The sequence below is a fragment of the Lelliottia nimipressuralis genome, assembly GCF_004115925.1.
GTDB classification, from domain to species: domain Bacteria; phylum Pseudomonadota; class Gammaproteobacteria; order Enterobacterales; family Enterobacteriaceae; genus Enterobacter; species Enterobacter nimipressuralis.
Genome location: NZ_SDDX01000002.1, coordinates 225,186 through 248,725, shown reverse-complemented (window position 1 = coordinate 248,725; position 23,540 = coordinate 225,186). Strand labels below are relative to the sequence as shown.

Below are 23,540 nucleotides of genomic sequence, written 5' to 3'. Positions count from 1 at the left end.
TTTTTTGCTGCGCGTTGCTAAGCGCAGTCTGCATCTGGCTGGTCTACACCTCCACTTCGGCGTTCACCGCCGGGCTGCTGCTGTTCTTTGGTTATGTTTTCCTGATGGCCGCTTTCGTGACCGTATTTACCTTACCCATGAAACGATTGCCGCCGGAGGTGATGGGCGCGGCGATGGGGATTATAAACACCGGTGGGACGCTGGGCGGTTTTGTCGCCCCGATTGCAATGGGGTATTTGATTACCGTCAGTCGCGACTACCTCTCGACGTTTGTTTTTCTGGCGCTGGCAATGGTGGTTGCCGGGCTTGCCATGTTGCCGCTGGAGCTGAAAACGCGCTCCGCTCTGAGCGATGCGGCTTAACTGAGGAGACATGTGATGGCATTTACGATTGAAGCGATGCTGGCTGATGTGAAAGAGGACGTTTTGCGCTGGCGCAGACACATTCATGCTCATCCAGAGCTTTCATTTCAGGAGCATAAAACGGCGGACTATATTGCCGATGCACTGGCCAGTTTTGGCGGTTTAACGCTGACGCGCCTGACGCCCAACAGCGTCATTGCCGATCTGAAAGGGGCGTATGACGGGCCGTGCTATGCGCTGCGTGCCGATATTGACGCGCTGCCCATCCAGGAAGAGAACGACGAACCCTTTTGTTCGACGGTACCGGGCGTGATGCATGCCTGCGGCCATGATGCGCATGCCGCCATGCTGCTCGGGGCGGCGAAAGTGCTGACACAGTGCCAGTCGATGCTGCACGGCTCGGTGCGCTTTATCTTTCAGCACGCCGAAGAGGTGCCGCCGGGAGGCGCGCAGGAGCTGGTTGATCTCGGGGTGCTCGACGGGGTGGAAAAAATCTTCGGGCTGCACGTGATGCCGAATTTCCCGACGGGGGAAGTCGGGCTGAAAGAGGGCGTCTTCTGCGCCTCAACGGATAATTTTGATATCACCATTGTGGGCAAGGGCGGGCATGGCTCCATGCCGCATCTGTGCATTGATCCGGTGGTGATTGGCGCGGAAGTGGTGACGGCCCTGCAAAATGTGGTGTCACGTCGCACCGACCCGCTTCAGGTACCGGTCCTGACCATCGCCACCTTCCAGAGCGGCGAAAGCTATAACGTCATCCCGGAGCGCATCAAACTGGCGGGGACGTTGCGAACCCATCACGACAGCGTGCGTCAGCAGGTGCCACAGCAGATGGAGCAAATTATTGCGGGCATTACCGCCGCGCACGGCGCGCAGTTTACCCTGAACTGGACGCGGGGTTACGCCAGCGGCAATAACCATCCTGAGGCCTGCGCTATTGCCCGCAAAGTGATTCGCGCCACGCTCGGCGATCAGGCGCTGCGGGAGATTGCGCATCCCCTGTTTGGTGGCGAAGATTTCTCTTCCTATCAACAAAAAGTACCGGGCTGTTTCCTGTTTATCGGCAGCGGCAATGAGCACATCGGGGCGACCTACGGCGTACATAATCCGCGATTCCGTCTGGATGAAGCGGCGTTGCAGACGGGCGTCAGACTGCATGTTGGATTTATTCAGCACCTGCTTCTTAATCACGCCTGATTCTCTCCCCCATCAAAACGCTGCAACCGCAGCGTTTTTTTACGCCTGTATAAAACCCGGAACAATAATAATCATCTATTCACTATTACTTCCGTATATCGCGGGCAATACTGATACCCAGATTAACCCCATCACATTTTCGGAGTCATCATGGCGCGGCTTGCAGCATTTGATATGGACGGCACGCTCTTAATGCCGGATCACCGCTTAGGAGAGAAAACCCTGAGCACGCTGAAGCGGCTGCATGAGCGTGATATCACCCTGACGTTTGCCACGGGCCGTCATGTTCTGGAGATGCGCCACCTGCTCGGCAAACTGTCGATGGATGCTTTTCTCATCACCGGCAACGGTACGCGCATTCACTCGGTGGAAGGCGAAATGTTGCATCGTCAGGATCTGGACCCGGAAGTGGCAGATCTGGTGCTGCACAGCACCTGGGATACGCAGGCCAGTATTCACGTGTTTAACGACACCGGCTGGCTGACGGGCGAAGAGATCCCTGAACTGCTGAAAGCGCACGTCTACAGCGGTTTTCGCTACCAGCTGACGGATCTGCGCCGTATCCCTGCGCACTCGGTGACGAAAATCTGTTTCTGCGGCGATCACGACGATCTGTGCCGTCTGCGCATTCAGCTTAACGAAGCGTTAGGCGACCGTGCGCACCTGACCTTCTCGGCGGTGGAGTGTCTCGAAGTGCTGCCGGTGGGATGCAACAAAGGGTCTGCGCTGGCGGTCCTGAGCGACCACCTCGGTTTAACGATGCAGGATTGTATGGCATTTGGCGATGCCATGAACGACCGCGAAATGCTGGGCAGCGTAGGTCGCGGTGTGATTATGGGAAATGCGATGCCGCAGCTGATTGCTGAGCTGTCGCATCTCCCGGTTATCGGACATTGCCGTAACGAAGCGGTGTCCCATTTTTTGACTCATTGGCTGGATAAACCAAACCTCCCGTATTCCCCCGAATAGTGAGACCCTTCCAGCAAGCCAGACGTCGATGTTTATCGGTCTGGCTTTTTTTATTTTGTCATCTGCGCTATTTGCGCTTTCCACGGCTCGATGTCGCCAATATTGGCTTTCACCCAGTCCGCGTTGTAGTAGGTGTCCAGATAGCGTTCTCCGCTGTCGCAAAGCAGCGTAACGATAGAACCGCTCTTGCCCTCTTCGCGCATCCGCACGGCCAGCTGTAGCGCGCCCCACATATTAGTCCCCGTGGAAGCCCCCACTTTTCGGCCCAGCTGCGTTTCCAGCCAGTGAGCGGTGGCGACACTTGCCGCATCCGGCACGCGCAGCATCTCATCGACCACATCAGGAATAAACGACGGCTCCACGCGCGGGCGGCCGATACCTTCGATTTTACTGCCCACCGGGCTGCGCAGGCTGGCGTCACGGTTTTGCCAGTAGTCGAGGAACACGGAGTTTTGCGGGTCAACCACCATCAGTTTTGTATCGTAACCCTGGCAGCGAATATAGCGGCCAATGGTGGCAGAGGTCCCGCCGGTGCCCGCGCTCATCACGATGTAAGACGGTTCCGGATGCGGTTCATTCTTCATCTGGCGGAAAATACTGTCGGCAATGTTGTTATTCCCGCGCCAGTCGGTTGCACGTTCGGCGAAGGTAAATTGATCCATGTAATGGCCGTTCAGCTCGCGGGCCAGCATTTCTGACGCGGCGTAGATCTCGCAGGCGCTTTCAACAAAATGACAGCGTCCACCGTAAAACGCGATCTGCTCGATTTTGCGTTTTGCGGTACAGGAGGGCATCACGGCGATAAACGGCAGGCCAAGCAGACGGGCGAAATAGGCCTCGGACACGGCAGTCGAACCCGACGACGACTCAATAATCGTGGTGCCCTCGTTGATCCAGCCGTTACACAGCCCATACAGAAAAAGCGAACGCGCCAGACGATGCTTCAGGCTGCCGGTTGGATGAGTGCTTTCATCTTTCAGGTAGAGCTGAATTCCGGAAAACCCCGGCAGGGCGAGGCGGATAAGATGGGTGTCCGCCGAGCGCTGATAGTCGGCATTGATTTCGCTGATTGCGTGTTTGACCCAGGTGCTATTCATCGTGTGTATCCATTTGTCATTTTGTGCCTAGGATAACGAAAAGCACAGAAAAAATTGTTGCTATCTGGCCTTTAAAATAGAATGTCAGGAGAAAATTATTCTCTGTGAGGCGGGGTATGTTAGATAAAATTGACCGTAAGCTGCTCTCTCTGCTGCAAAAGGACTGCACCCTCTCTTTGCAGGCGCTCGCTGATGCCGTTAATCTGACCACCACACCCTGCTGGAAACGCCTAAAAAGACTGGAAGACGACGGCGTTTTGCTGGGCCGCGTGGCGCTGCTCGATCCCGAAAAACTGGGGCTTGGATTGACCGCGTTTGTTCTGATAAAAACGCAGCACCACAGCAGCGACTGGTACTGCCGGTTTGTCACCGAGGTCTCCGAGATGCCCGAAGTGCTCGGTTTCTGGCGCATGGCAGGGGAATACGACTATCTGATGCGCGTGCAGGTGGCGGACATGAAACGCTATGACGACTTCTACAAACGGCTGGTCAACAGCGTGCCGGGCTTGTCGGATGTCACCTCAAGCTTCGCCATGGAACAGATTAAATACACCACCGCTTTACCCATTGAATAACTTCCAGGCCTTGCCGGAACAATACCTTCAGGAATTTACCGCGTGCGATTATTTGCTCAGTTAAGCTGGTACTTCCGCCGGGAGTGGCGACGCTATCTCGGCGCAGTGGCCCTGCTTATTATTATTGCCATTCTCCAGCTCATTCCGCCGAAAGTGGTGGGATATGTGGTGGACGGCGTCACAGAACAACATTACACCACCGCACGGGTGATGATGTGGATCGGCACGCTGGTCCTGACTGCGGTGATTGTCTACCTGCTGCGCTACGTCTGGCGCGTGCTGCTCTTCGGCGCGTCGTATCAGCTCGCCGTGGAGCTGCGCGAAGATTTTTATCGTCAGCTCAGCCGCCAACATCCTGAATTCTACCTGCGCCACCGCACGGGCGATCTGATTGCACGCGCCACCAACGACGTGGATCGCGTGGTATTTGCCGCCGGGGAAGGGGTGTTAACCCTGGTTGATTCGCTGGTGATGGGCTGCGCGGTGCTGATCGTGATGTCGACGCAAATCAGCTGGCAGCTCACCCTGCTGGCGCTGCTGCCAATGCCCCTCATGGCGCTGGCCATCAACCGCTTCGGCGAACAGTTGCACGAGCGCTTCAAGCTGGCCCAGGCGGCGTTCTCCTCTCTGAACGACAGAACTCAGGAGAGCATGACCAGCATCCGCATGATCAAAGCCTTTGGCCTTGAAGATCGCCAGTCGGCGCAGTTTGCCGCCGATGCCGCAGACACCGGCGCGAAAAACCTGCGCGTGGCGCGAATTGATGCGCGCTTTGACCCGACGATTTATATCGCCATTGGCACCGCCAATCTGCTGGCAATTGGCGGCGGGAGCTGGATGGTGGTCAACGGCTCCATGACCCTCGGTCAGTTGACCAGCTTCGCCATGTATCTCGGGCTGATGATCTGGCCGATGCTGGCGCTGGCGTGGATGTTTAATATCGTCGAACGCGGCAGCGCGGCGTACAGCCGTATTCGCGCGATGCTGGCGGAAGCACCGGTGGTGAACGACGGCAGCGAATCCGTGCCGGAAGGGCGCGGTGTGCTGGAGGTGGCGATTACGGCGTTTTCGTATCCGCAAACCGAACGCCCGACGCTGGAAAACGTCAACTTTACGCTGCGCCCAGGACAGATGCTGGGGATCTGCGGCCCAACCGGTGCCGGGAAAAGCACCGTGCTGTCGCTGATTCAGCGTCACTTTGATGTCACCCAGGGGGACATTCGTTTTCACGATATTCCCTTGACGCGCCTGCAGCTGGACGCCTGGCGCAGCCGTCTGGCGGTCGTCAGCCAGACGCCGTTTTTGTTCTCGGATACGGTTGCCAACAACATCGCGCTGGGTCATCCCACGGCGACGCAGGAAGAGATTGAGCACGTAGCGCGCCTGGCCAGCGTCCACGATGATATTCTTCGCCTGCCGCAGGGTTATGCCACCGAAGTGGGCGAGCGCGGCGTGATGCTGTCGGGCGGGCAGAAACAGCGTATTTCCATTGCGCGTGCGCTGCTGCTGAATGCTGAAATTCTGATCCTCGACGATGCGCTCTCCGCGGTCGACGGGCGCACGGAACACCAGATCCTGCATAACCTGCGTCAGTGGGGCGAAGGGCGGACGGTGATTATTAGCGCCCACCGGCTCTCGGCCCTGACGGAAGCGAACGAAATTCTGGTGATGCAGCACGGGCATATAGCCCAGCGCGGGCACCACGATCAGCTTGCGGAACAGCCCGGGTGGTATCGCGATATGCACCGCTATCAACAGCTGGAGGCGGCCCTGGACGATGCGCCAGATCTGAACGAGGAGGCCACCCATGCGTAAGTTTACCCAGCTGTGGCCGACGCTGAAACGCCTGCTGGCCTACGGTTCGCCATGGCGCAAACCGCTCTCTATCGCGGTGGTGATGCTGTGGGTGGCGGCGATTGCCGAAGTCAGTGGCCCGCTGCTGATCAGCTATTTCATCGACAACATGGTCGCTAAAAGCTATTTGCCGCTGGGACTGGTTGCAGGACTGGGCGCGGCTTACGTCGGGCTTCAGCTGCTGGCGGCGTCGTTGCACTATGCTCAGTCGCTGCTGTTTAACCAGGCGGCGGTCGGCGTAGTGCAACAGCTGCGCACCGACGTGATGGATGCGGCCCTGCGCCAGCCCTTGATTGAGTTTGACACCCAGCCCGTCGGCCAGGTGATCTCCCGCGTCACCAACGATACGGAAGTGATCCGCGACCTGTACGTGACCGTGGTCGCCACGGTGCTGCGCAGCGCCGCGCTCGTCGGCGCCATGCTGGTGGCGATGTTCAGCCTCGACTGGCGTATGGCGCTGGTGGCAATCACCATCTTCCCGGCAGTGCTAATCGTCATGGTGATTTACCAGCGCTACAGCACGCCGATTGTGCGCCGGGTTCGCGCTTATCTGGCGGACATTAACGACGGTTTTAACGAAGTCATCAACGGCATGAGCGTGATTCAGCAGTTCCGTCAGCAGGCACGTTTTGGCGAACGCATGGGTGAGGCGAGCCGCTCGCACTATATGGCGCGCATGCAAACCCTGCGTCTGGACGGTTTCCTCCTGCGTCCGCTGCTGAGCCTGTTTTCGGCGCTGGTGCTGTGCGGTCTGCTGATGCTGTTTGGTTTCGGTGCGGGCGGCACGATTGAAGTGGGTGTGCTGTACGCGTTTATCAGCTACCTCGGGCGTCTGAACGAGCCGCTGATCGAACTGACGACACAGCAGTCCATTCTGCAGCAGGCGGTGGTCGCCGGTGAACGCGTCTTCGAGCTGATGGATCGTCCACGCCAAACCTACGGCGACGACGAGCGCGAACTGAAAAGCGGCACGATCGAGATCGATCATGCCTCTTTTGCCTATCGCGAAGATCGTCTGGTGCTGCAGGACATTCATCTTGATATCCCGTCGCGCAGCTTTGTCGCGCTGGTGGGTCACACGGGCAGCGGTAAGAGTACCCTCGCCAGCCTGCTGATGGGGTATTACCCGCTTACGAGCGGTGAAATCCGTCTTGATGGTCGTCCGCTCTCCACCCTGAGCCACGACGTGCTGCGCAAGGGGATTGCGATGGTGCAGCAGGACCCGGTGGTGATGGCCGACTCCTTCTTTGCCAACGTCACTCTGGGCCGTCCGTTTAGCGAGGAACAGGTCTGGGCGGTGCTGGAGAAAGTCCAGCTGGCAGAGCTGGCACGCACCATGAGCGATGGGATCTACACCAAACTGGGCGAGCAGGGCAATAACCTCTCCGTGGGGCAGAAGCAGCTGCTGGCGCTGGCGCGAGTCTTGATTGAAACGCCGCAGGTACTCATTCTCGACGAAGCGACGGCCAGCATTGATTCTGGCACCGAGCAGGCCATTCAGCAGGCGCTGGCGGAAGTGCGGGAGAAGACCACGCTGGTGGTGATTGCGCACCGTCTGTCGACGATTGTTGATGCCGATACCATTCTGGTGCTGCATCGCGGGCAAGCCGTCGAGCGCGGCACGCATCGCGAGCTGCTGGAAGCGAAAGGACGCTACTGGCAAATGTACCAGCTGCAGCTGGCCGGAGAAGAGCTGGCCGCCAGCACGCGCGAAGAGGAGTCTCTGAGCGCCTGATGCACCAAAATTAAGCACCGCGCTAACAGGGATTTCTGTTGGTGCAAAAATGAAACGCACCATGCACTGTCACGGTGCGTTTTTTTTATCCATTTCTTCAGAAGAGCCTTTTCCTGCCTTTGCCGCCTGATTTCTTCGCCTTTTCAAACTCTGGCACACCCCTTGCTATACCTCTGTTGTAAAACGCGGCCATTATCGAATTCTGACTGGAGAGGAACTATGAAGCTGGTTACGGTTGTCATCAAACCATTCAAACTCGAAGACGTTCGTGAAGCACTGTCTTCAATGGGGATTCAGGGACTGACGGTTACCGAAGTGAAAGGCTTTGGGCGTCAGAAGGGCCATGCGGAGCTTTATCGCGGAGCCGAATACAGCGTCAACTTCCTGCCTAAAGTGAAGATTGATGTGGCTATCGCTGACGATCAACTCGATGAGGTGATTGATGTGGTGAGCAAAGCGGCTTACACCGGAAAAATTGGCGACGGCAAAATTTTCGTTGCCGAATTGCAGCGCGTCATTCGCATCCGTACGGGCGAAGCTGACGAAGCTGCACTGTAAGTAACTCCTGGCACACAGTGATAGGGATCGAGAAAATGAAGAAAGCAACAATCAAAACAGCTCTGGGGTCTCTGGCACTGCTGCCGGGCCTGGCGATGGCGGCTCCTGCGGTAGCCGACAAGGCGGATAACGCCTTTATGATGATCTGCACCGCGCTGGTGCTGTTCATGACAATTCCGGGCATCGCGCTGTTTTACGGCGGTCTGATCCGCGGTAAGAACGTGCTGTCCATGCTGACGCAGGTCGCAGTGACCTTCGCGCTGGTCTGCGTCCTGTGGGTGGTCTACGGCTACTCGCTGGCCTTCGGCGAAGGCAACGCCTTCTTCGGCAACTTCAACTGGGCGATGCTGAAAAATATCCAGCTGACTGCCCTGATGGGGAGCTTCTATCAGTACATCCACGTGGCGTTCCAGGGGTCATTCGCCTGTATCACCGTCGGCCTGATCGTCGGCGCGCTGGCAGAACGTATTCGTTTCTCCGCCGTGCTGATCTTCGTGGTGGTGTGGCTGACACTCTCTTATGTGCCGATTGCGCACATGGTCTGGGGCGGCGGTCTGCTGGCGTCTCACGGTGCGCTGGACTTCGCAGGCGGCACGGTGGTGCATATTAACGCTGCGGTTGCAGGTCTGGTCGGGGCATACCTGATTGGCAAGCGTGTGGGCTTTGGCAAAGAGGCGTTTAAACCGCACAACCTGCCGATGGTCTTCACCGGTACGGCAATCCTCTATTTTGGCTGGTTCGGTTTCAACGCCGGTTCAGCAAGTGCTGCAAACGAAATCGCCGCGCTGGCCTTTGTGAACACCGTGGTAGCCACCGCAGGCGCAATCCTCTCCTGGGTGTTTGGTGAGTGGGTGGTACGCGGTAAACCATCCCTGCTGGGCGCCTGTTCCGGTGCGATTGCCGGTCTGGTTGGCATCACCCCGGCGTGCGGTTATGTCGGTGTCGGCGGCGCGCTGCTGATTGGTATCGTTGCCGGTCTGGCGGGTCTGTGGGGCGTAACGGCGCTGAAACGCGTTCTGCGTGTCGATGATCCTTGTGATGTGTTCGGTGTGCACGGCGTGTGCGGTATCGTCGGCTGCATCATGACCGGTATCTTCGCCGCGACGTCCCTCGGTGGCGTAGGCTACGCAGAAGGCGTGACCATGGGCCATCAGCTGCTGGTTCAGCTGGAAAGTATCGCCATCACTATCGTCTGGTCGGGTATTGTGGCCTTCATTGGCTACAAACTGGCGGACATGACCGTTGGCCTGCGTGTACCGGAAGAGCAAGAGCGCGAAGGGCTGGATGTGAACAGCCACGGCGAGAATGCGTACAACGCCTGAGCAGATTGAGTTTCTCCTGTAGCAAAAAGCCTCCCGATGGGAGGCTTTATTTTTTCCCTCAGTCACGGACCGTCACGAGAAGAGGGCGAGGTAAGGGCACAGATTATCCCCGGTTTCGCATTACCCCTTCCTGCACCGTAGAGGCAACCAGCACGCCCTCCTGCGTATAGAACTCACCGCGAACAAACCCGCGCGCGCTCGACGCTGAGGTGCTTTCCACGCTGTACAGCAGCCATTCGTTCATGTCGAACGGACGATGGAACCACATGGAGTGGTCGATAGTCGCGACCTGCATCCCTTTTTCGAGGAAGCCCACGCCGTGTGGCTGCAGCGCCACCGGCAGGAAGTTGAAATCTGACGCATAGCCTAACAGATACTGGTGAACGCGAAGATCCTGCGGCATTGCGCCGTTGGCGCGGATCCACACCTGACGTTTTGGCTCGGCGATATGGCCCTTCATCGGGTTATGGAACTCGACCGGGCGGATTTCCAGCGGTTTATCGCAAAGGAATTTTTCTTTCACCTGCGGCGGCAACAGATGCGCCAGCGCCCGGGCAATGTCCGTTTCCGATTTCAGTTCGTCCGGTGCCGGGGCAGGCGGCATCGTTTTCTGATGCTCATAGCCGCTTTCCGGTGCCTGGAATGACGCCGTCATATAAAAAATCGGCTTGCCGTTCTGGATGGCCGCGACGCGGCGGGCGCTAAAACTGTTGCCGTCACGCAGCACTTCGACGTCATAGATTATCGGTTTTGCGCTGTCGCCAGGACGTAAAAAATAGCTGTGAAAAGAGTGCACCAGACGGTCTGCAGGCACGGTCTCTTTGGCGGCATACAGCGCCTGTCCCACCACCTGGCCGCCGAAAACCTGGCGTAAGCCAAGGTCTTCGCTCTGCCCGCGAAAGAGTCCTTCTTCAATTTTTTCCAGATTCAGTAATGTCAGCAGATTGTTCAGTGCTTGACTCATAGTGGTCCTCAATAAACGCCGTGGCGAAAGATAGGATGATTATAACGTAAAAAGGAGAGTGGTCCGATGGGTGCAATAATCTGAATAAGCGGCTGAAACCAGGCATATATAAGTGATATGTGCCACACTTAGTCACGTTATGTATTTGCTAACGACTCTTGGCGGGATCGATCCCGCTGGTGCATTGAAGATAAGGAGAACTCAATGAAACTCGTGCACATGCTTAGTGGTTTAGCGGTAGCGGTTGCTCTGTCTGCCTGTGCGGATAAAAGTGCCGACATCCAGACGCCAGCGCCAAACCCAAATGCCGCTGGAGCGACGACACAGCCAACCATGCAGCAACCTAACGTTTCCGGTACGGTGTGGATCCGCCAGAAAGTGGCCCTGCCGCCGGACGCCGTCTTAACGGTGACCCTGTCGGATGCTTCTCTGGCCGATGCGCCGTCTAAAGTGCTGTCGCAGAAAGCGGTACGTACCGAAGGGAAACAGTCACCGTTCAGCTTTGTGCTGCCGTTTAACCCGGCAGAAATCCAGCCGAACGCGCGTATCCTGCTGAGCGCAGCGATTACCGTGAACGACAAACTGGTGTTCATTACCGATACGGTACAGCCGGTGATCAACCAGGGCGGGACCAAAGCTGACCTGACGCTGGTTCCGGTTCAGCAGACTGCCGTGCCGTTACAGCAGGGCGGTGGTGCCGCGACGACGGTTCCGTCAACGTCGCCAACGCAGGTTAACCCGTCTTCTGCCGTGCCTGCACCGACACAGTATTAAGTCTGACCTTTGCCCTCTCCTTCGCGGGGAGGGCAGTTAATACACCCAGCGATACTTCTGCATATCAATCTTCCCTTTTCCTGACACCTGCACACCTTCAGACAGCAATGCCTGGCGCTGACGCTGCAAATCCGGGCCGGTCAGTGAAATTTCGCCATGTCGATTTACCACCCGATACCAGGGCAGCGTACTGCCTTCCGGCAGACGTTTCAGCACGCCGCCGACCTGACGCGCCGCGCGCGGGGAACCGGCGAGTCTTGCGATATCACCATAGGTGGTGACATACCCTTCAGGAATCGAGGCCACAATTTGCCAGACCCGTTGGGGGAAAGAGTCATGTTCATCCATGTGGCGCTCCTTTGGTAGGGTCATCGATTCTTCCGGAACAAGGGCGGGAAGTTCGGGTCTAATGTAGACAGGCATAATCGCGCAGTCCAGCGCAGATTTCATGCGGGGATGGGCATAATCCCGGATAAATTCCACAGTTTGCGCAATAAACCATCATCCGGTCGCGGTTAACTTGCAATTGCGATCCTGTGCAGGGATAATGCGCCAGCGCGTTGGGTAACAACGCTCTCAATGGGGGCTCTGTTGGTTCTCCCGCAACACTACTCTGTTTACCAGGTCAGATCCGGAAGGAAGCAGCCAAGGCAGATGACGTGTGTGCCGGGATGTAGCTGGCAGGGCCCCCACCCATTTCTGCCTCCCTGAAAAATTTCCCCCTTCAAAAATATTGCCCATGAATATAAAGGGGTTATGTAATACATCCTTCATTGCAATGAAATAATATTGTCATAAACCTGTAATAATAGACTGGCAAATTAATGTCGGGGTGTTTTTAATCCGTCATAAGCAAAAAATATATCAGTGGATTGCCCCGGTAACTTCGTGTATTAAATTAAATAACTTATTCCGAAGGGAAGTGACAAACATGGGCACTGCAGTCTTAAACGTAAAAATTGATGAAGCGCTAAAAGAGAGACTTCGTCATTATGCCGAAGCGAATAACGAGAATTTAAGCGTGACGACAGAAAAACTGCTGCTGCTGGCGTTTGAGGCAGTAGAAGAGGCGGGAGTAACGGAAGAGGATATTGATAATCAGCATACGGAAGAAGAGAGTGTGACTCCTTTTACTCCTAAAGAAATCAAGGCTCTACGCAAACTTCTGAAGAAGAGAAAATGAAACAACAACTGTCTACTGCCAACGACTACAAAGAGGCCTGCGATCTGCTTCGTTCAGGCTACGTAAAACACGTCCGTCTTGGCTGGAATGTAGGAAGTGATGAGTTCTTTCGCATTGCGTCTGACTGGTGTGATACGGGCGCGAAAATAAAGAAAGAAGGAGAAAATTTCGTTATTTCTCTGAAAGGTTTTCCGATTCCTCCTCAGCACTGATGACAAACCTGTGAAAACTGCTGACTGCATCTAGTGCAGCCAGCAGTTTTTATTTCCCGCTGGTTATATTACGCCACGTTTTAAATAACTTTCACTTCTGTTCAGCGAGTTCCACAGCGGTTTAATTCGCAGTAGCGCATTTTCCAGCTGCGCCGAATCCATTGAGAAGGGCATACGCAGATAGCGGTCAAACGCCCCGGAAAGCCCAAAGCGTGTGCCGGTGCCGAGATGAATTCCCAGCGTCTCCGCCCGCGCGCCGAGCTGCGTGGCGACCATCCCCGGCAGCTCCACCCAATACGACAGCCCGCCTTCTGGTTCGTGAAAACGCCATTCCGGAAAATGCTCGCGCATTAACGCGCTGCAGCGATCGCGGCGTTCTGTCAGCATCTGCCGTCTTGCGGGCAGGAAAGTGGCGGCGTGCTCAATCAGCCACAGGGTGGCCAGCTGTTCCAGCAACGGCGATCCAAGATCGAGCGTATCGCGCGTCTGGGCCAGCGTGGCAATGGTGCGCGACGAGGCGCGGATCCAGCCGAGGCGTAATCCCCCCCAGAAACTTTTGCCCGCCGAACCGAGGGTAATGACGTTGGCCTGCGGGTTAAACGTCGCCAGCGGCGGCGGGGGTGGCGCATCAAACCACAGGTCAACCATGGTCTCATCCACCACCAGCGTGGTGCGGGTTTGTGCGGCGATATCGGTGATGGTCTGGCGCGTGGCGATGTCCATGCAGCGCCCGGTGGGATTATGGAAATCCGGCATCAGATACGCCAGTCGCGGCGCGGTTTGCGCCAGCGTCGCGGCAAAGCCGTCCGTATCCCAGCCCGATTCCGGCAGCGCCACGCCAACAGGACGACAGGATGCGCCCTGGATTGCCGCAATCGCCAGCGGGTAAGTGGGATGATCCACCACCACCCGATCGCCTGGCCCGGTCAACATGCGCAGCACCAGCGCCAGGCCGCTGACCGCACCGTTGACCACCATAATTTCATCTGCCCGCGTCGGCAGCCCGCGCGAAGAATAGCGTGCGGCGATGGTTTCGCGCAGCTCCGGTAAGCCCAGCTGGTCATAACCCGTGTGAGAGAGGTGATGGGTCATGGCGGTGAGCGCGTGGGTATAAGCCTGGTGAATTTCCGGCCCGGCGCTGAGCGCGGCGGTTGAGAGATCCAGCGCAGTGCTGATGGCCGCTCGCGTCGGGACGGCGTGGCTGTCCGGGAGAATAATGCGGGAGCCGCTGCCGTGGCGGCTCTCCAGATACCCGGCGTCGCGCAGGTGTGCGAGCGCGCTGGCAATCGTCGTGCGGCTCACGTTGAGCACCGTAGCCAGTTCGCGCTCACCGGGCAGGCGCGTATCGAGGGCCAGTCGGCCATCGAGAATCAACAGGCGTAGTGCGTCCGCCAGTTGTCGCCATAAAGGCGTGCGGGAGGAGGGCTGTTGCCAGTGGCCTAAGAGGCGCACCAGCGACTGGCTACCGAAGCGACGAGATGACATATGCAGTCCACTATTTGAAAACTGGACATTAATCATAGAGCCATTTTCAGCCAGGATGAAAGCATAACTTTCTGGAGAACCATCATGCTGCGTCGCTTACTGCAACTTTACGTCGGACTGGGATTTTACGGGCTTTCTACGGCGATGTTTGTCCGCGCCGATCTCGGTGCCGATCCGTGGAACGTGTTCCATCTGGGCGTGGCCCGCCTGCTGACGATGGACATCGGCACGGTAATGATTTTGACCGGTGCGCTGGTGCTGCTGTTCTGGATCCCACTGCGTCAGCGCCCTGGCCTCGGCACAATCAGTAACGTCATTGTGATTGGCCTGGCGGCCGATGCGTCCCTGTCGCTGCTCCCGGAAATGAGTTCGCTGGTGGCGCGCAGCGCGCTGCTCATCTCCGCCGTGGTGGTCAATGCGCTGGCGACTGGAATGTACATCGGCGCAGGCTTTGGCTCCGGCCCACGCGACGGCCTGATGACCGGCATTAACGCCCGCACGGGCTGGTCGGTGCGCAGCGTGCGTACGGCGATTGAAGTGTCGGTGTTGCTGATTGGTTGCGTGCTCGGCGGAACCTTTGGCGTGGGCACGGTCCTGTACGCGCTGGCTATCGGCCCGCTGATCCAGATCTGCCTGCCGTGGTTTCGTCAGAAGCCGCAGGTGACGCTGGTGCCAGAGCCGGAACGAATTGTTTAAACTGCGAAGCGCTCACATGCTTTACCCGCCGTGCTGTGCCAGAATAACGGCATCTCTCGCTGCGATACGAAAAGCATGAAAGCCATCACTCTCTATGACGTTGCCCGCCTGGCGGGCGTTTCCTATCAGACGGTCTCCCGCGTAATAAACGACGCGGAGCACGTCTCCGCAAGGACCCGTGAAAAGGTGCAGCAGGCGATGGCTGAACTGCACTACGTCCCCAATCGCGGTGCGCAGCAACTGGCCGGAAAACGAACCCGCACGCTGGGGCTGATTACCACCGACCTGGCGCTGCATGCGCCCTCGCAAATTGCCTCTGCGGTAAAATCCCGCGCGGGCGAGTGCGGCGCAAGCGTGCTGATTTCGATGGTGGAGCATCCTGAGCGGTGCCAGGCGGCACTCCAGGAGTTACTGGCCCAGCGCGTGGAAGGTTTGCTGGTCAACGTTCCCCTCGACGATCCCCTCGCCGAACAGATTCGCCAGCTTGCCGCACCGGTGCCAGTGTTATTCTTCGACGTCTCCCCTGAAGCGAAAGTTCATCGCCTGGCCTTTGATGCGGAACAGGGCGCTAAGCTTGGCGCAGAGCACCTGCTGTCGCTTGGACACCGACGCATTGCCTTGCTCAGCGGGCCAGAGAGTTCCGTCTCGTCGCGCGCGCGTCTCGCGGGCTGGCAGGCGCGGCTGGCGCAGGACAATCTGGTTCCGTGTGCGATGGCCCATGGCGACTGGAGCGCGGCGTCAGGGTATGAAAAAGGTCATCAGCTACTGGCGGGTAGCGCTCTTCCTGATGCCATTCTGGTGGCGAACGATCAGATGGCCCTCGGTGTGATGCGCGCCTGTGCTGAAAAAGGGATAGCCGTACCGGGGCAGATGTCGGTGGTGGGATTTGATGATACCGCTGACAGCGCCTGGTTCTCCCCGCCGTTGACCACCATTCGGCAGGCGTTTCGCGTGGCCGGCGAGCGCAGCGTCGAGTGGCTGCTTTCCGGATCAACGGATGAACTCTGGCAAACGCAGCTTCCTGTCACGCTGGTGGAGCGCCACTCCAGCGCCCGTCACGCCCCCGATCAGGCCGATCGCGAAGCGCTGGCACAGCAGCTGAAATCCCTGGCGCTATTGGCTGAGCAGTTGGCGCGGCACTGATCCTTTTGTGATCTGGCTCGCTTCGCCGTGGTCAGATCCTTTACCGATTTCTCTCACCAGGGCATTGTGACTTCAATTGTGAGCGCTTCGTAAAAGAGGTCATTATGTCTGTCGCATCCCCGCACTCTCTTCATTCTGTTTTAGCTCGTCGCGACTGGGAAAACCCCGGCGTCACCCAATGGCACCGGCTGGAAGCCCACGCGCCATTTCACAGCTGGCGCAATGAAACGCAGGCTCGCGATGAGCAGCCACCTTCACATAAACGGTTACTGAACGGCGACTGGAAGTTCCGCTTTTTCACGGCGCCAGAGCAGGTTCCTGAGCACTGGATAACAGAAGAGTGTGCAGAGGCTATCACCACGCCGGTGCCGTCAAACTGGCAGATGCAAGGCGTTGATACGCCGATCTACACCAACGTCACCTACCCGATCATCGTCAATCCCCCGTTTGTGCCCGCCGAGAACCCGACAGGTTGTTACTCGCTCACATTTGAGGTGGATGAAGAGTGGCTTAAGAGCGGCCAAACGCGCATCGTTTTTGACGGTGTCAATTCGGCGTTTTATCTCTGGTGCAACGGCGAGTGGGTGGGGTATTCCCAGGACAGCCGCCTGCCGGCGGAGTTCGATCTTACGCCTGTGCTGAAACCCGGAAGTAATCGCCTGGCGGTGCTGGTGTTGCGCTGGTGCGACGGGAGTTATCTGGAAGACCAGGATATGTGGCGGATGAGCGGGATTTTCCGCGATGTGTCGCTCCAGCATAAACCGGCCACTCACATTGCCGATTACCACTACGTCACCGAACTGAATGCGGATTACGATCGCGTAAAATTGCAGGTGGAAGTGGCCCTCGGCGGCGACGCGGTGGCCGACAGCGAAGTGGTGCTGACGCTCTGGCAGGATGATGAACCGGTCGCGACGACGACCGCCCCTCCTGGCTCTGCGATTGTTGATGAGCGCGGTAACTGGGCCGAGCGTTTACATGTCACTCTTCCGGTGGATCGCCCGGCGCTATGGAGTGCCGAAACGCCCGCGCTTTATCGTCTGACGCTCGTTTTGCGGGACGGGCAGGGAAATCTGCTGGAAGTGGAGGCTTGCGATGTCGGTTTCCGCCGCGTGGAGATCAGCAATGGCCTGCTAAAAGTCAACGGTCAGCCGCTGCTGATCCGTGGGGTGAACCGCCACGAGCACCATCCTGAAAACGGCCAGGTGATGGACGAAGCGACCATGCGCCGCGATATCGAGCTGATGAAGCAGCATAACTTTAACGCCGTACGCTGCTCGCACTACCCTAACCATCCGCTGTGGTATCGCCTGTGCGACCGCTACGGCCTGTATGTGGTGGACGAAGCGAACATTGAAACCCACGGCATGGTGCCGATGAGCCGTCTGGCGGACGATCCGCGCTGGCTGCCTGCCATGAGCGAGCGCGTCACGCGCATGGTGCAGCGCGACCGCAATCATCCGTCGATCATCCTCTGGTCGCTGGGCAATGAGTCCGGCCACGGCGCCAATCACGATGCGCTCTATCGCTGGATCAAAACCACCGATCCGACGCGTCCGGTTCAGTATGAGGGCGGCGGGGCAAATACCGCTGCGACGGATATCGTCTGCCCGATGTACGCCCGCGTCGATCAGGATCAGCCGTTCCCGGCGGTGCCAAAATGGTCGATTAAAAAGTGGATCGGGATGCCGGACGAAACGCGTCCGCTGATCCTCTGCGAGTACGCCCACGCGATGGGCAACAGCTTTGGCGGGTTTGCCAAATACTGGCAGGCATTCCGCAGCCATCCGCGCCTGCAGGGCGGGTTTGTCTGGGACTGGGTGGATCAGGCGTTAACCAAAAAAGACGACAACGGCCAGGCATTCTGGGCCTACGGTGGGGATTTTGGCGACACGCCGAATGATCGTCAGTTTTGCCTGAACGGGCTGGTGTTCCCGGATCGCACGCCGCATCCGGCGCTGTTTGAAGCTCAGCGCGCCCAGCAATTTTTCACTTTCACGCTGGTAAGCACTTCGCCGCTGGTGGTGGACGTGCACAGCGATTACCTGTTCCGCCACAGCGATAACGAATCCCTGCGCTGGAGCATCATGCGCGACGGCGACGAGGTGGCGAGCGGAGAAGTGCCGCTGTCCGTTGCGCCGCAAGGCACCCAGCGCATTGAAATGGCTTTGCCTGAACTGGCCGCTGCACCGGGCGAAGTCTGGCTGAATCTCGACGTTTTCCAGACGACAGCAACCCGCTGGTCGCCCGCTAATCATCGCTGCGCCTGGGATCAATTCCCGCTGCCTGCGCCGTTGTCTGTGTCAGTGCCGGTTGCCGGACAGGTAAAACCGCAGCTGACGGTTAACGACGAAGTGCTGGAAGTGAGCCACCTGGATCAACGCTGGCATTTCGATCGCGCCAGCGGAAATCTGGTCCAGTGGTGGAACCGCGGTACGCAAACACTGCGCTCGCCGCTCATCGACAACTTTACCCGCGCGCCGCTGGATAACGATATTGGCGTCAGCGAAGCGACGCGCATCGATCCGAATGCCTGGGTGGAACGCTGGAAAGCGGCGGGAATGTATAACCTCGTGCCGCGCGTGTTGCAGTGCGAAGGCGAGCAGCGTGCGCAGGAGGTGGCGATTACCACGCTTCATGCCTGGGAGTTTAACGGCAAAACGCTGTTCATGAGCCGGAAAGTCTGGACCATTGACAGCAACGGTGTGCTGCAAGGTGATGTGCAGATTCAGGTGGCAAGTGATATTCCGCAGCCGGCGCGCATTGGCCTGAGCTGCCAGCTGGCAGAGGCGTCGGCGTCCGCAAGCTGGCTGGGGCTCGGGCCGAATGAGAACTACCCGGACCGAAAACTGGCGGCGCGACAGGGGCGCTGGACGCTGCCGCTGGAGGCGCTGCACACGCCCTATATCTTCCCGACGGAAAACGGCCTGCGCTGCGATACCCGCGAGCTGACATTTGGCGCGCACCAGTTGCAGGGCCATTTCCACTTTGCGCTCAGCCGCTACAGTCAGCAGCAGCTGCGCGACACCACGCATCATCATCTGCTGATTGAGGAGCCGGGCTGCTGGCTGTCTCTCGACGCATTCCATATGGGCGTGGGCGGGGATGACTCGTGGAGCCCAAGCGTTTCGCCGGAGTTTATCCTCGCAGAACGGTCACTGCGTTACGCGTTTAGCTGGCGACAGGACTAAACTTAAATCCGTCAGAGGCGGCCACACCAGGTGGCCGCATGATCACTTCGGAGGTTTGACTCATGAAGTATGTTGATGGTTTTGTGGTCGCTGTTCCCGCGGAAAATAAGGAGGCTTATCGCGAGATGGCAGCAAAAGCGGCCCCGCTGTTTAAAGAATTTGGCGCGACACGGATCGTGGAGTGCTGGGCTGACGATGTTCCCGATGGAAAGCTCACCGATTTTCGCATGGCGGTGAAAGCGGAAGAGGGCGAAGAGGTCGTCTTTAGCTGGATTGAATATCCTTCAAAAGAGGTTCGCGATAAAGCTAACCAGCAGATGATGGCCGACCCGCGCATGAAAGAGTTCGGCGAGTCGATGCCCTTTGACGGTAAAAGGATGATCTACGGCGGATTTGCGCCGCTGCTGGATGAGTAATCCGTGCGCCCGGCGAGGCTCGCCGGGCATTACTCTGGATCGAGGTTATTCTCTGCCCACAGTATGAACTCAATTTTTGGCAAGGCCTTGCTGTACAACCAGCCCTGCCCGTACTGCACGCCGTGGCGGCGCAGCCACTCAAGCTGTCCTTCTGTTTCAATCCCTTCGGCGACCATCGCCAGCTTCAGCGATTTAGCCATTTCGATAATGTGTGGCGTGACGTTTTTGTACTCCAGTGCGTCCACGAACGACTTGTCGATTTTCAGGATGTCCACGTCCAGATCCTGCAGATAGCTGAGGCTGGAGTAGCCGGTGCCAAAATCATCGATATGAATAGGATGGCCCGAGCGGCGGAAGCTGGCAATCGCGGGCGCGCTCACCTTCGGATCGGCAAATCCGCGCTCGGTCAGCTCAAGTGCAATCTGCTGCGGTGTGATCTGCCAGTGGTTCAGCAGGCGGCTAAGCAGGGGCGGCAATTCAGTGCAAAAGAGATCGGCGGGAGAGAGGTTGATCGAAATATGCTGATCCGGATTGTGGCGCAGCCATTCGCCCATATCTTCAAACACTTTCTCGAACACCAGGCGGGTAAGCCTGGAGGTTAATCCGGTCTGTTCGGCCAGCGGAATAAAGATGTTCGGCGACAGCATACTGCCGTCCGGCTGCGGCCAGCGGACGAGGGCTTCTGCACCGGTAATTTTACCCGTGTCCAGTGCCACAATGGGCTGATAATGCACCACCAGTTCGCGGGCGTTGATCGCATCCAACAGGCGATAGCGTGGCGACTGCAAACGGCGCAACACGCGCAGGATAAACGCGGCGGCCAGTAAACTGATGAGCGCACCAAACGGGAACCAGAAAAGCAGCTGCTGATGCCAGCTCGCTTTTAACGGTTTCAGGGAGGCCCAGGCGACGACGGCATAGCGTAATTCCGGTACCTCTTTGACCACATACATGAAGCCATCATGCTGGAGACGCGTGAGATTCTGCGTATGGAGCTTTTTCCAGATAAGCGGGTCTAGTGGGTTGCTGCTGGCGAACACCCGATTACTGTCCTCGCCGACCAGCGCGGCATCAATCGGCCAGGAACCAAAGGGAATAACGTCAATCAGGGATGACGGGTCAATCACCACCATGTAGTGGCCTTTTCCCAGCATCAGCATGAAACGATTAACGTCCAGATCGTTTTGCGTCGTTAGCCAGGCGCGATAGCCATCGGCGGTGGTGCGCACAGGCGCAGGAAAAGGTACGGAGTTGCTGACCTGTTCAAGCGACGAGCAGATCGGCTTTTGGTCGACGACGTACATCACTTCCTGAACGTAACGCAGGGAGAACGCCACCCGGCGCATGTCGAGAAGATGTTCGTGACTGCAGGGCGTGCTTTGCAGGGGCTGGAGTTGTTTTAAGGCGGTTTTTCCCTGGCTTACGACTTTATCTGCACGAAGTAAGACGCGTGAGGAGTACCGGTCCAGCGCTTCGACGAAATTCTCTTCTGCCTGGCGGTGCGCCATCCAGACGCTCAGACAAATGGGGATCAGCACGGCAAAGATCAGAACACCAGTCACCAGACTGACCAGTTGGCGAGTTGTCATGCTAGGGTTTCCTTTCTGAGCCGCTGATTTACATTACCGCTGAATAATAATCTTATAGTATGCGGCAGAGTTTGATTTCATTCAGGTAAGGCTTATGAAAAAAAAAGAGTTTGTGACGCAAGATCTGCTGAGCAAAATTTACCAGGATACGACGCCTGGACCGCGTAAGCTGTCGCCGGAAAGACAGCTCGCCGAGGAGTACGGCGTGTCGCGTTTTACTATTCGCCAGGCGCTGGAAAAGCTGGTCAGCATCGGAGTGGTGCGGATTGTGCAGGGTTCGGGGATCTGGATCAACGAGCAGGCGCGCAATAATCCGCTGGTCTATAACTCGATCACGGAGAAACGCTTCGATCAGATCCGCTACCGGATGATTAGCCTGCATAAAACACGCCCGGACCGCGCCGCGCAGCAGATTTTTGGGCTAGACGAGGAGAGTTTTATCTGGCACTTCTGCCGCCTGCGCTACGTCGATGATGCGCCGGTGCAGCTGGAGATCTCCAGCATGCCGGTGGCGGATTTTCCCGACCTTAACCAGCAGGCGATTGAGCGATCGATTCAGCAGTACGTGCTGAGCAAAGGTTTCACCATTTCCCACATGCTGACCACCTATCGCGCGGTGAGCGTCAGCCGCGAACAGGCGGTGATTCTGGGCTGCAAGAAGGGCAGCCCGGCGATGCATATTAATAATCGCGGTATTCTCGACGGAGGACGCGTGTTCGAGGTGAGCGATATTATCGACATCAACTACACCTGTACTTACGTCATTCCCTACAACCGCGACAACTTAACCTGGCGGCAAAATCAGGGTGTATGAATCGCCCCATCGGGCAGGCGGCTCTGCGTCCACTCATGCGGGCGGTAGACAACCGGATGCGCCAGGGCCTGCTCCTCGTTGAAGCCCACGCCGATTCCGGCGTTGACAGGCGGATAGACAAATCCCTCTTTTGCCACCGGTGCGCCAGGGAAAACCGCATCCGTGGTTTGCGAACGGGGAATGAACTCCTGAATCGCCGCATTATGCAGATGAATATTAAGATGGGTATTCACCGCTACGCCGATAGGGGTCATGTCACCCGGCCCGTGCCACGCCAGACGCACGCCAAAGGCCTGACACAGATGTGCCAGTTTGATCGCCGGGGTGATCCCGCCGATCTGTGATACGTGACAGCGGATGAAGTCGATACGACGATTGACGATCAGGTCGTGCCATTCTGCCGGGTTGTTGAACAATTCTCCCATCGCCAGCGGTACGCAGCTTTGCTGGCGTACCTGCTCCAGCCAGGCGCTCTGCTGTGGCGGTAAAATATCTTCAATAAAATAGGGCTGGAACGGTTCGAGCAGTTTTGCCAGCTGAACGGCCTGCTGCGGGAACAGTCGCTCGTGGACATCGTGTAAAATGTGCAGCTTCCAGCCATATTTTTCCCGCAGCGCGCGGAACATCTCGACTGTGTTCGCCATGTATTCCTGCTGATCGAACCAGGCGCCAGGCGTTGGATTATCCGGGGCGTGAAGTGCCGACGGCGTGCCGCCGTAAAAGCCAAGCTGACAGCGAATATGCCGGTAACCCTGCGCCAGCAGTGAATCCACGGAGGCGAACAGTTCTTCCAGCGTTTCGCCGCTGGCGTGGCTGTAGGCGGGGATCGCGTCGCGGGATTTACCGCCCAGCAGTTGATAGAGCGGCATGCCTGCCAACTGGCCTTTGATATCCCACAGCGCCATATCGACACCCGATATCGCATTGTTCATCACCGGGCCGTTACGCCAGTAGGCGTTGACGTTCATCATCTGCCAGAGATCTTCGATATTGTTGGCATCGCGACCAATGAGCAGCGGTTTGAGGTACTCATCCACCAGGGTTTTGACCGCCAGCGGGCGCTGCTGAAAGGTGGCGCAGCCGTGGCCGGTGATCCCCTGGTCGGTAGTGACACGTACCGTCACCAGATTATGTCGGTCCGGGCGGGTAATAAAACATTCGATATTTTTAATCATCACAGGCGTCACGAAATAACTCCTTGGGGGCTCTGTGGGAATAGGTTATGGGAATATCATCACCCTAAAAATGTTGGCGGGTAAACCGTTTTTTTGACTATTTATTTTGGTCAGTTATTTAACGGTAAAGTAATTAAAAACCAGACCAATTATTGAGTGGTGAGGGTTTTTTGGCTTTTGCAGTGGCTAAGTGTGAGCGGAATCAAATTTTATTGGTTTGTTTTGT

General features: G+C 57.4%; 21 protein-coding genes, 1 other RNA gene and 1 pseudogene. 17 read left to right on the top strand and 6 right to left on the bottom strand.

Annotated elements, in window-relative coordinates; translation table 11 throughout:
- From ETG88_RS22245 to cof, 3 genes and pseudogenes are all read left to right on the top strand, one after another.
- Nucleotides 1-362 (top strand): annotated as a pseudogene (locus ETG88_RS22245) (MFS transporter); the annotation flags it as partial.
- A 15-nt stretch (nucleotides 363-377) separates the two neighbouring features.
- Nucleotides 378-1,562 (top strand): amidohydrolase, encoded by a 1,185-nt coding sequence (locus tag ETG88_RS03565; RefSeq protein ID WP_129034637.1) that lies wholly within the window; start codon nucleotides 378-380, stop codon nucleotides 1,560-1,562.
- Nucleotides 1,563-1,712: 150 nt separating this feature from the next.
- Complete coding sequence (gene cof, locus ETG88_RS03560; RefSeq protein WP_102104287.1) at nucleotides 1,713-2,531, top strand: HMP-PP phosphatase; 819 nt, start codon at nucleotides 1,713-1,715, stop codon at nucleotides 2,529-2,531.
- A 50-nt stretch (nucleotides 2,532-2,581) separates the two neighbouring features.
- Here the strand turns inward: cof and ETG88_RS03555 are convergent, their stop codons facing one another.
- Nucleotides 2,582-3,628: a PLP-dependent cysteine synthase family protein gene (locus ETG88_RS03555; RefSeq protein WP_100777395.1), complete on the bottom strand. Its 1,047-nt coding sequence runs from the start codon at nucleotides 3,626-3,628 to the stop codon at nucleotides 2,582-2,584.
- Between the two features lie 116 nt (nucleotides 3,629-3,744).
- Between ETG88_RS03555 and ETG88_RS03550 the strand changes: the two genes are divergently transcribed.
- The 5 genes from ETG88_RS03550 to amtB all read left to right on the top strand — a co-directional run bounded on the left by ETG88_RS03550 (nucleotide 3,745) and on the right by amtB (nucleotide 9,672).
- Entirely contained in the window at nucleotides 3,745-4,203 is a 459-nt protein-coding gene (locus ETG88_RS03550; protein WP_012016320.1) for an Lrp/AsnC family transcriptional regulator, read from the top strand.
- A gap of 42 nt (nucleotides 4,204-4,245) precedes the next feature.
- Nucleotides 4,246-6,018: a SmdA family multidrug ABC transporter permease/ATP-binding protein gene (locus ETG88_RS03545; RefSeq protein ID WP_100777394.1), complete on the top strand. Its 1,773-nt coding sequence runs from the start codon at nucleotides 4,246-4,248 to the stop codon at nucleotides 6,016-6,018.
- Nucleotides 6,011-7,792 (top strand): SmdB family multidrug efflux ABC transporter permease/ATP-binding protein, encoded by a 1,782-nt coding sequence (locus tag ETG88_RS03540; protein ID WP_129034635.1) that lies wholly within the window; start codon nucleotides 6,011-6,013, stop codon nucleotides 7,790-7,792. Before ETG88_RS03545 ends, ETG88_RS03540 begins: the two co-directional genes overlap by 8 nt.
- Before the next feature lie 219 nt (nucleotides 7,793-8,011).
- Nucleotides 8,012-8,350 carry a P-II family nitrogen regulator gene (gene glnK, locus ETG88_RS03535; protein WP_012016323.1) on the top strand — a complete coding sequence of 113 codons (339 nt, stop codon included), beginning with the start codon at nucleotides 8,012-8,014 and terminating at the stop codon, nucleotides 8,348-8,350.
- A gap of 35 nt (nucleotides 8,351-8,385) precedes the next feature.
- A complete protein-coding gene (gene amtB, locus ETG88_RS03530) occupies nucleotides 8,386-9,672 on the top strand; it encodes an ammonium transporter AmtB (RefSeq protein ID WP_129034633.1) in 1,287 nt (428 codons plus the stop codon).
- 103 nt (nucleotides 9,673-9,775) lie between these two features.
- On the opposite strand, the gene tesB is transcribed toward amtB, so the two are convergent.
- A complete protein-coding gene (gene tesB / locus ETG88_RS03525; RefSeq protein WP_107704138.1) occupies nucleotides 9,776-10,636 on the bottom strand; it encodes an acyl-CoA thioesterase II in 861 nt (286 codons plus the stop codon).
- Between the two features lie 204 nt (nucleotides 10,637-10,840).
- Here tesB and ETG88_RS03520 point away from each other — a divergent pair, with 204 nt between their 5' ends.
- On the top strand, nucleotides 10,841-11,410 hold the full coding sequence (locus ETG88_RS03520) for a YbaY family lipoprotein (protein ID WP_100777390.1): 570 nt from the start codon (nucleotides 10,841-10,843) through the stop codon (nucleotides 11,408-11,410).
- A 36-nt stretch (nucleotides 11,411-11,446) separates the two neighbouring features.
- Here the strand turns inward: ETG88_RS03520 and ETG88_RS03515 are convergent, their stop codons facing one another.
- Entirely contained in the window at nucleotides 11,447-11,758 is a 312-nt protein-coding gene (locus tag ETG88_RS03515; RefSeq protein ID WP_123429366.1) for an MGMT family protein, read from the bottom strand.
- A 241-nt stretch (nucleotides 11,759-11,999) separates the two neighbouring features.
- Between ETG88_RS03515 and ffs the strand changes: the two genes are divergently transcribed.
- The 3 genes from ffs (at nucleotide 12,000) to ETG88_RS03500 (ending at nucleotide 12,805) form a co-directional block, all read left to right on the top strand.
- Nucleotides 12,000-12,096, top strand: an RNA gene (gene ffs / locus ETG88_RS03510) — signal recognition particle sRNA small type.
- Between the two features lie 245 nt (nucleotides 12,097-12,341).
- Nucleotides 12,342-12,593, top strand: coding sequence for a hypothetical protein (locus ETG88_RS03505; protein WP_100777388.1), 252 nt, complete (start codon nucleotides 12,342-12,344; stop codon nucleotides 12,591-12,593).
- Nucleotides 12,590-12,805: a hypothetical protein gene (locus tag ETG88_RS03500; protein ID WP_014069144.1), complete on the top strand. Its 216-nt coding sequence runs from the start codon at nucleotides 12,590-12,592 to the stop codon at nucleotides 12,803-12,805. The genes ETG88_RS03505 and ETG88_RS03500 overlap by 4 nt, the downstream gene beginning before the upstream one ends.
- Nucleotides 12,806-12,868: 63 nt before the next feature.
- On the opposite strand, the gene yczR is transcribed toward ETG88_RS03500, so the two are convergent.
- A complete protein-coding gene (yczR, locus tag ETG88_RS03495) occupies nucleotides 12,869-14,290 on the bottom strand; it encodes a MocR-like transcription factor YczR (RefSeq protein ID WP_129034629.1) in 1,422 nt (473 codons plus the stop codon).
- A gap of 84 nt (nucleotides 14,291-14,374) precedes the next feature.
- Between yczR and yczE the strand changes: the two genes are divergently transcribed.
- From yczE to ETG88_RS03475, 4 genes are all read left to right on the top strand, one after another.
- Entirely contained in the window at nucleotides 14,375-14,986 is a 612-nt protein-coding gene (gene yczE / locus ETG88_RS03490; protein ID WP_129034627.1) for a membrane protein YczE, read from the top strand.
- Between the two features lie 75 nt (nucleotides 14,987-15,061).
- A complete protein-coding gene (locus tag ETG88_RS03485) occupies nucleotides 15,062-16,129 on the top strand; it encodes a LacI family DNA-binding transcriptional regulator (RefSeq protein WP_129034625.1) in 1,068 nt (355 codons plus the stop codon).
- A 104-nt stretch (nucleotides 16,130-16,233) separates the two neighbouring features.
- Nucleotides 16,234-19,320 (top strand): beta-galactosidase, encoded by a 3,087-nt coding sequence (locus ETG88_RS03480; protein WP_129034623.1) that lies wholly within the window; start codon nucleotides 16,234-16,236, stop codon nucleotides 19,318-19,320.
- A 62-nt stretch (nucleotides 19,321-19,382) separates the two neighbouring features.
- Nucleotides 19,383-19,736 carry a DUF1428 domain-containing protein gene (locus ETG88_RS03475; protein ID WP_102104278.1) on the top strand — a complete coding sequence of 118 codons (354 nt, stop codon included), beginning with the start codon at nucleotides 19,383-19,385 and terminating at the stop codon, nucleotides 19,734-19,736.
- 29 nt (nucleotides 19,737-19,765) lie between these two features.
- Here ETG88_RS03475 and ETG88_RS03470 read toward each other — a convergent pair whose 3' ends face one another.
- Nucleotides 19,766-21,325: an EAL domain-containing protein gene (locus tag ETG88_RS03470; RefSeq protein ID WP_129034621.1), complete on the bottom strand. Its 1,560-nt coding sequence runs from the start codon at nucleotides 21,323-21,325 to the stop codon at nucleotides 19,766-19,768.
- A gap of 94 nt (nucleotides 21,326-21,419) precedes the next feature.
- Between ETG88_RS03470 and ETG88_RS03465 the strand changes: the two genes are divergently transcribed.
- Complete coding sequence (locus ETG88_RS03465; RefSeq protein ID WP_100777381.1) at nucleotides 21,420-22,139, top strand: GntR family transcriptional regulator; 720 nt, start codon at nucleotides 21,420-21,422, stop codon at nucleotides 22,137-22,139.
- On the opposite strand, the gene ETG88_RS03460 is transcribed toward ETG88_RS03465, so the two are convergent.
- Entirely contained in the window at nucleotides 22,127-23,326 is a 1,200-nt protein-coding gene (locus tag ETG88_RS03460; RefSeq protein WP_129034619.1) for an enolase C-terminal domain-like protein, read from the bottom strand. The genes ETG88_RS03465 and ETG88_RS03460 overlap by 13 nt on opposite strands.
- Nucleotides 23,327-23,540 lie beyond the last annotated feature (214 nt).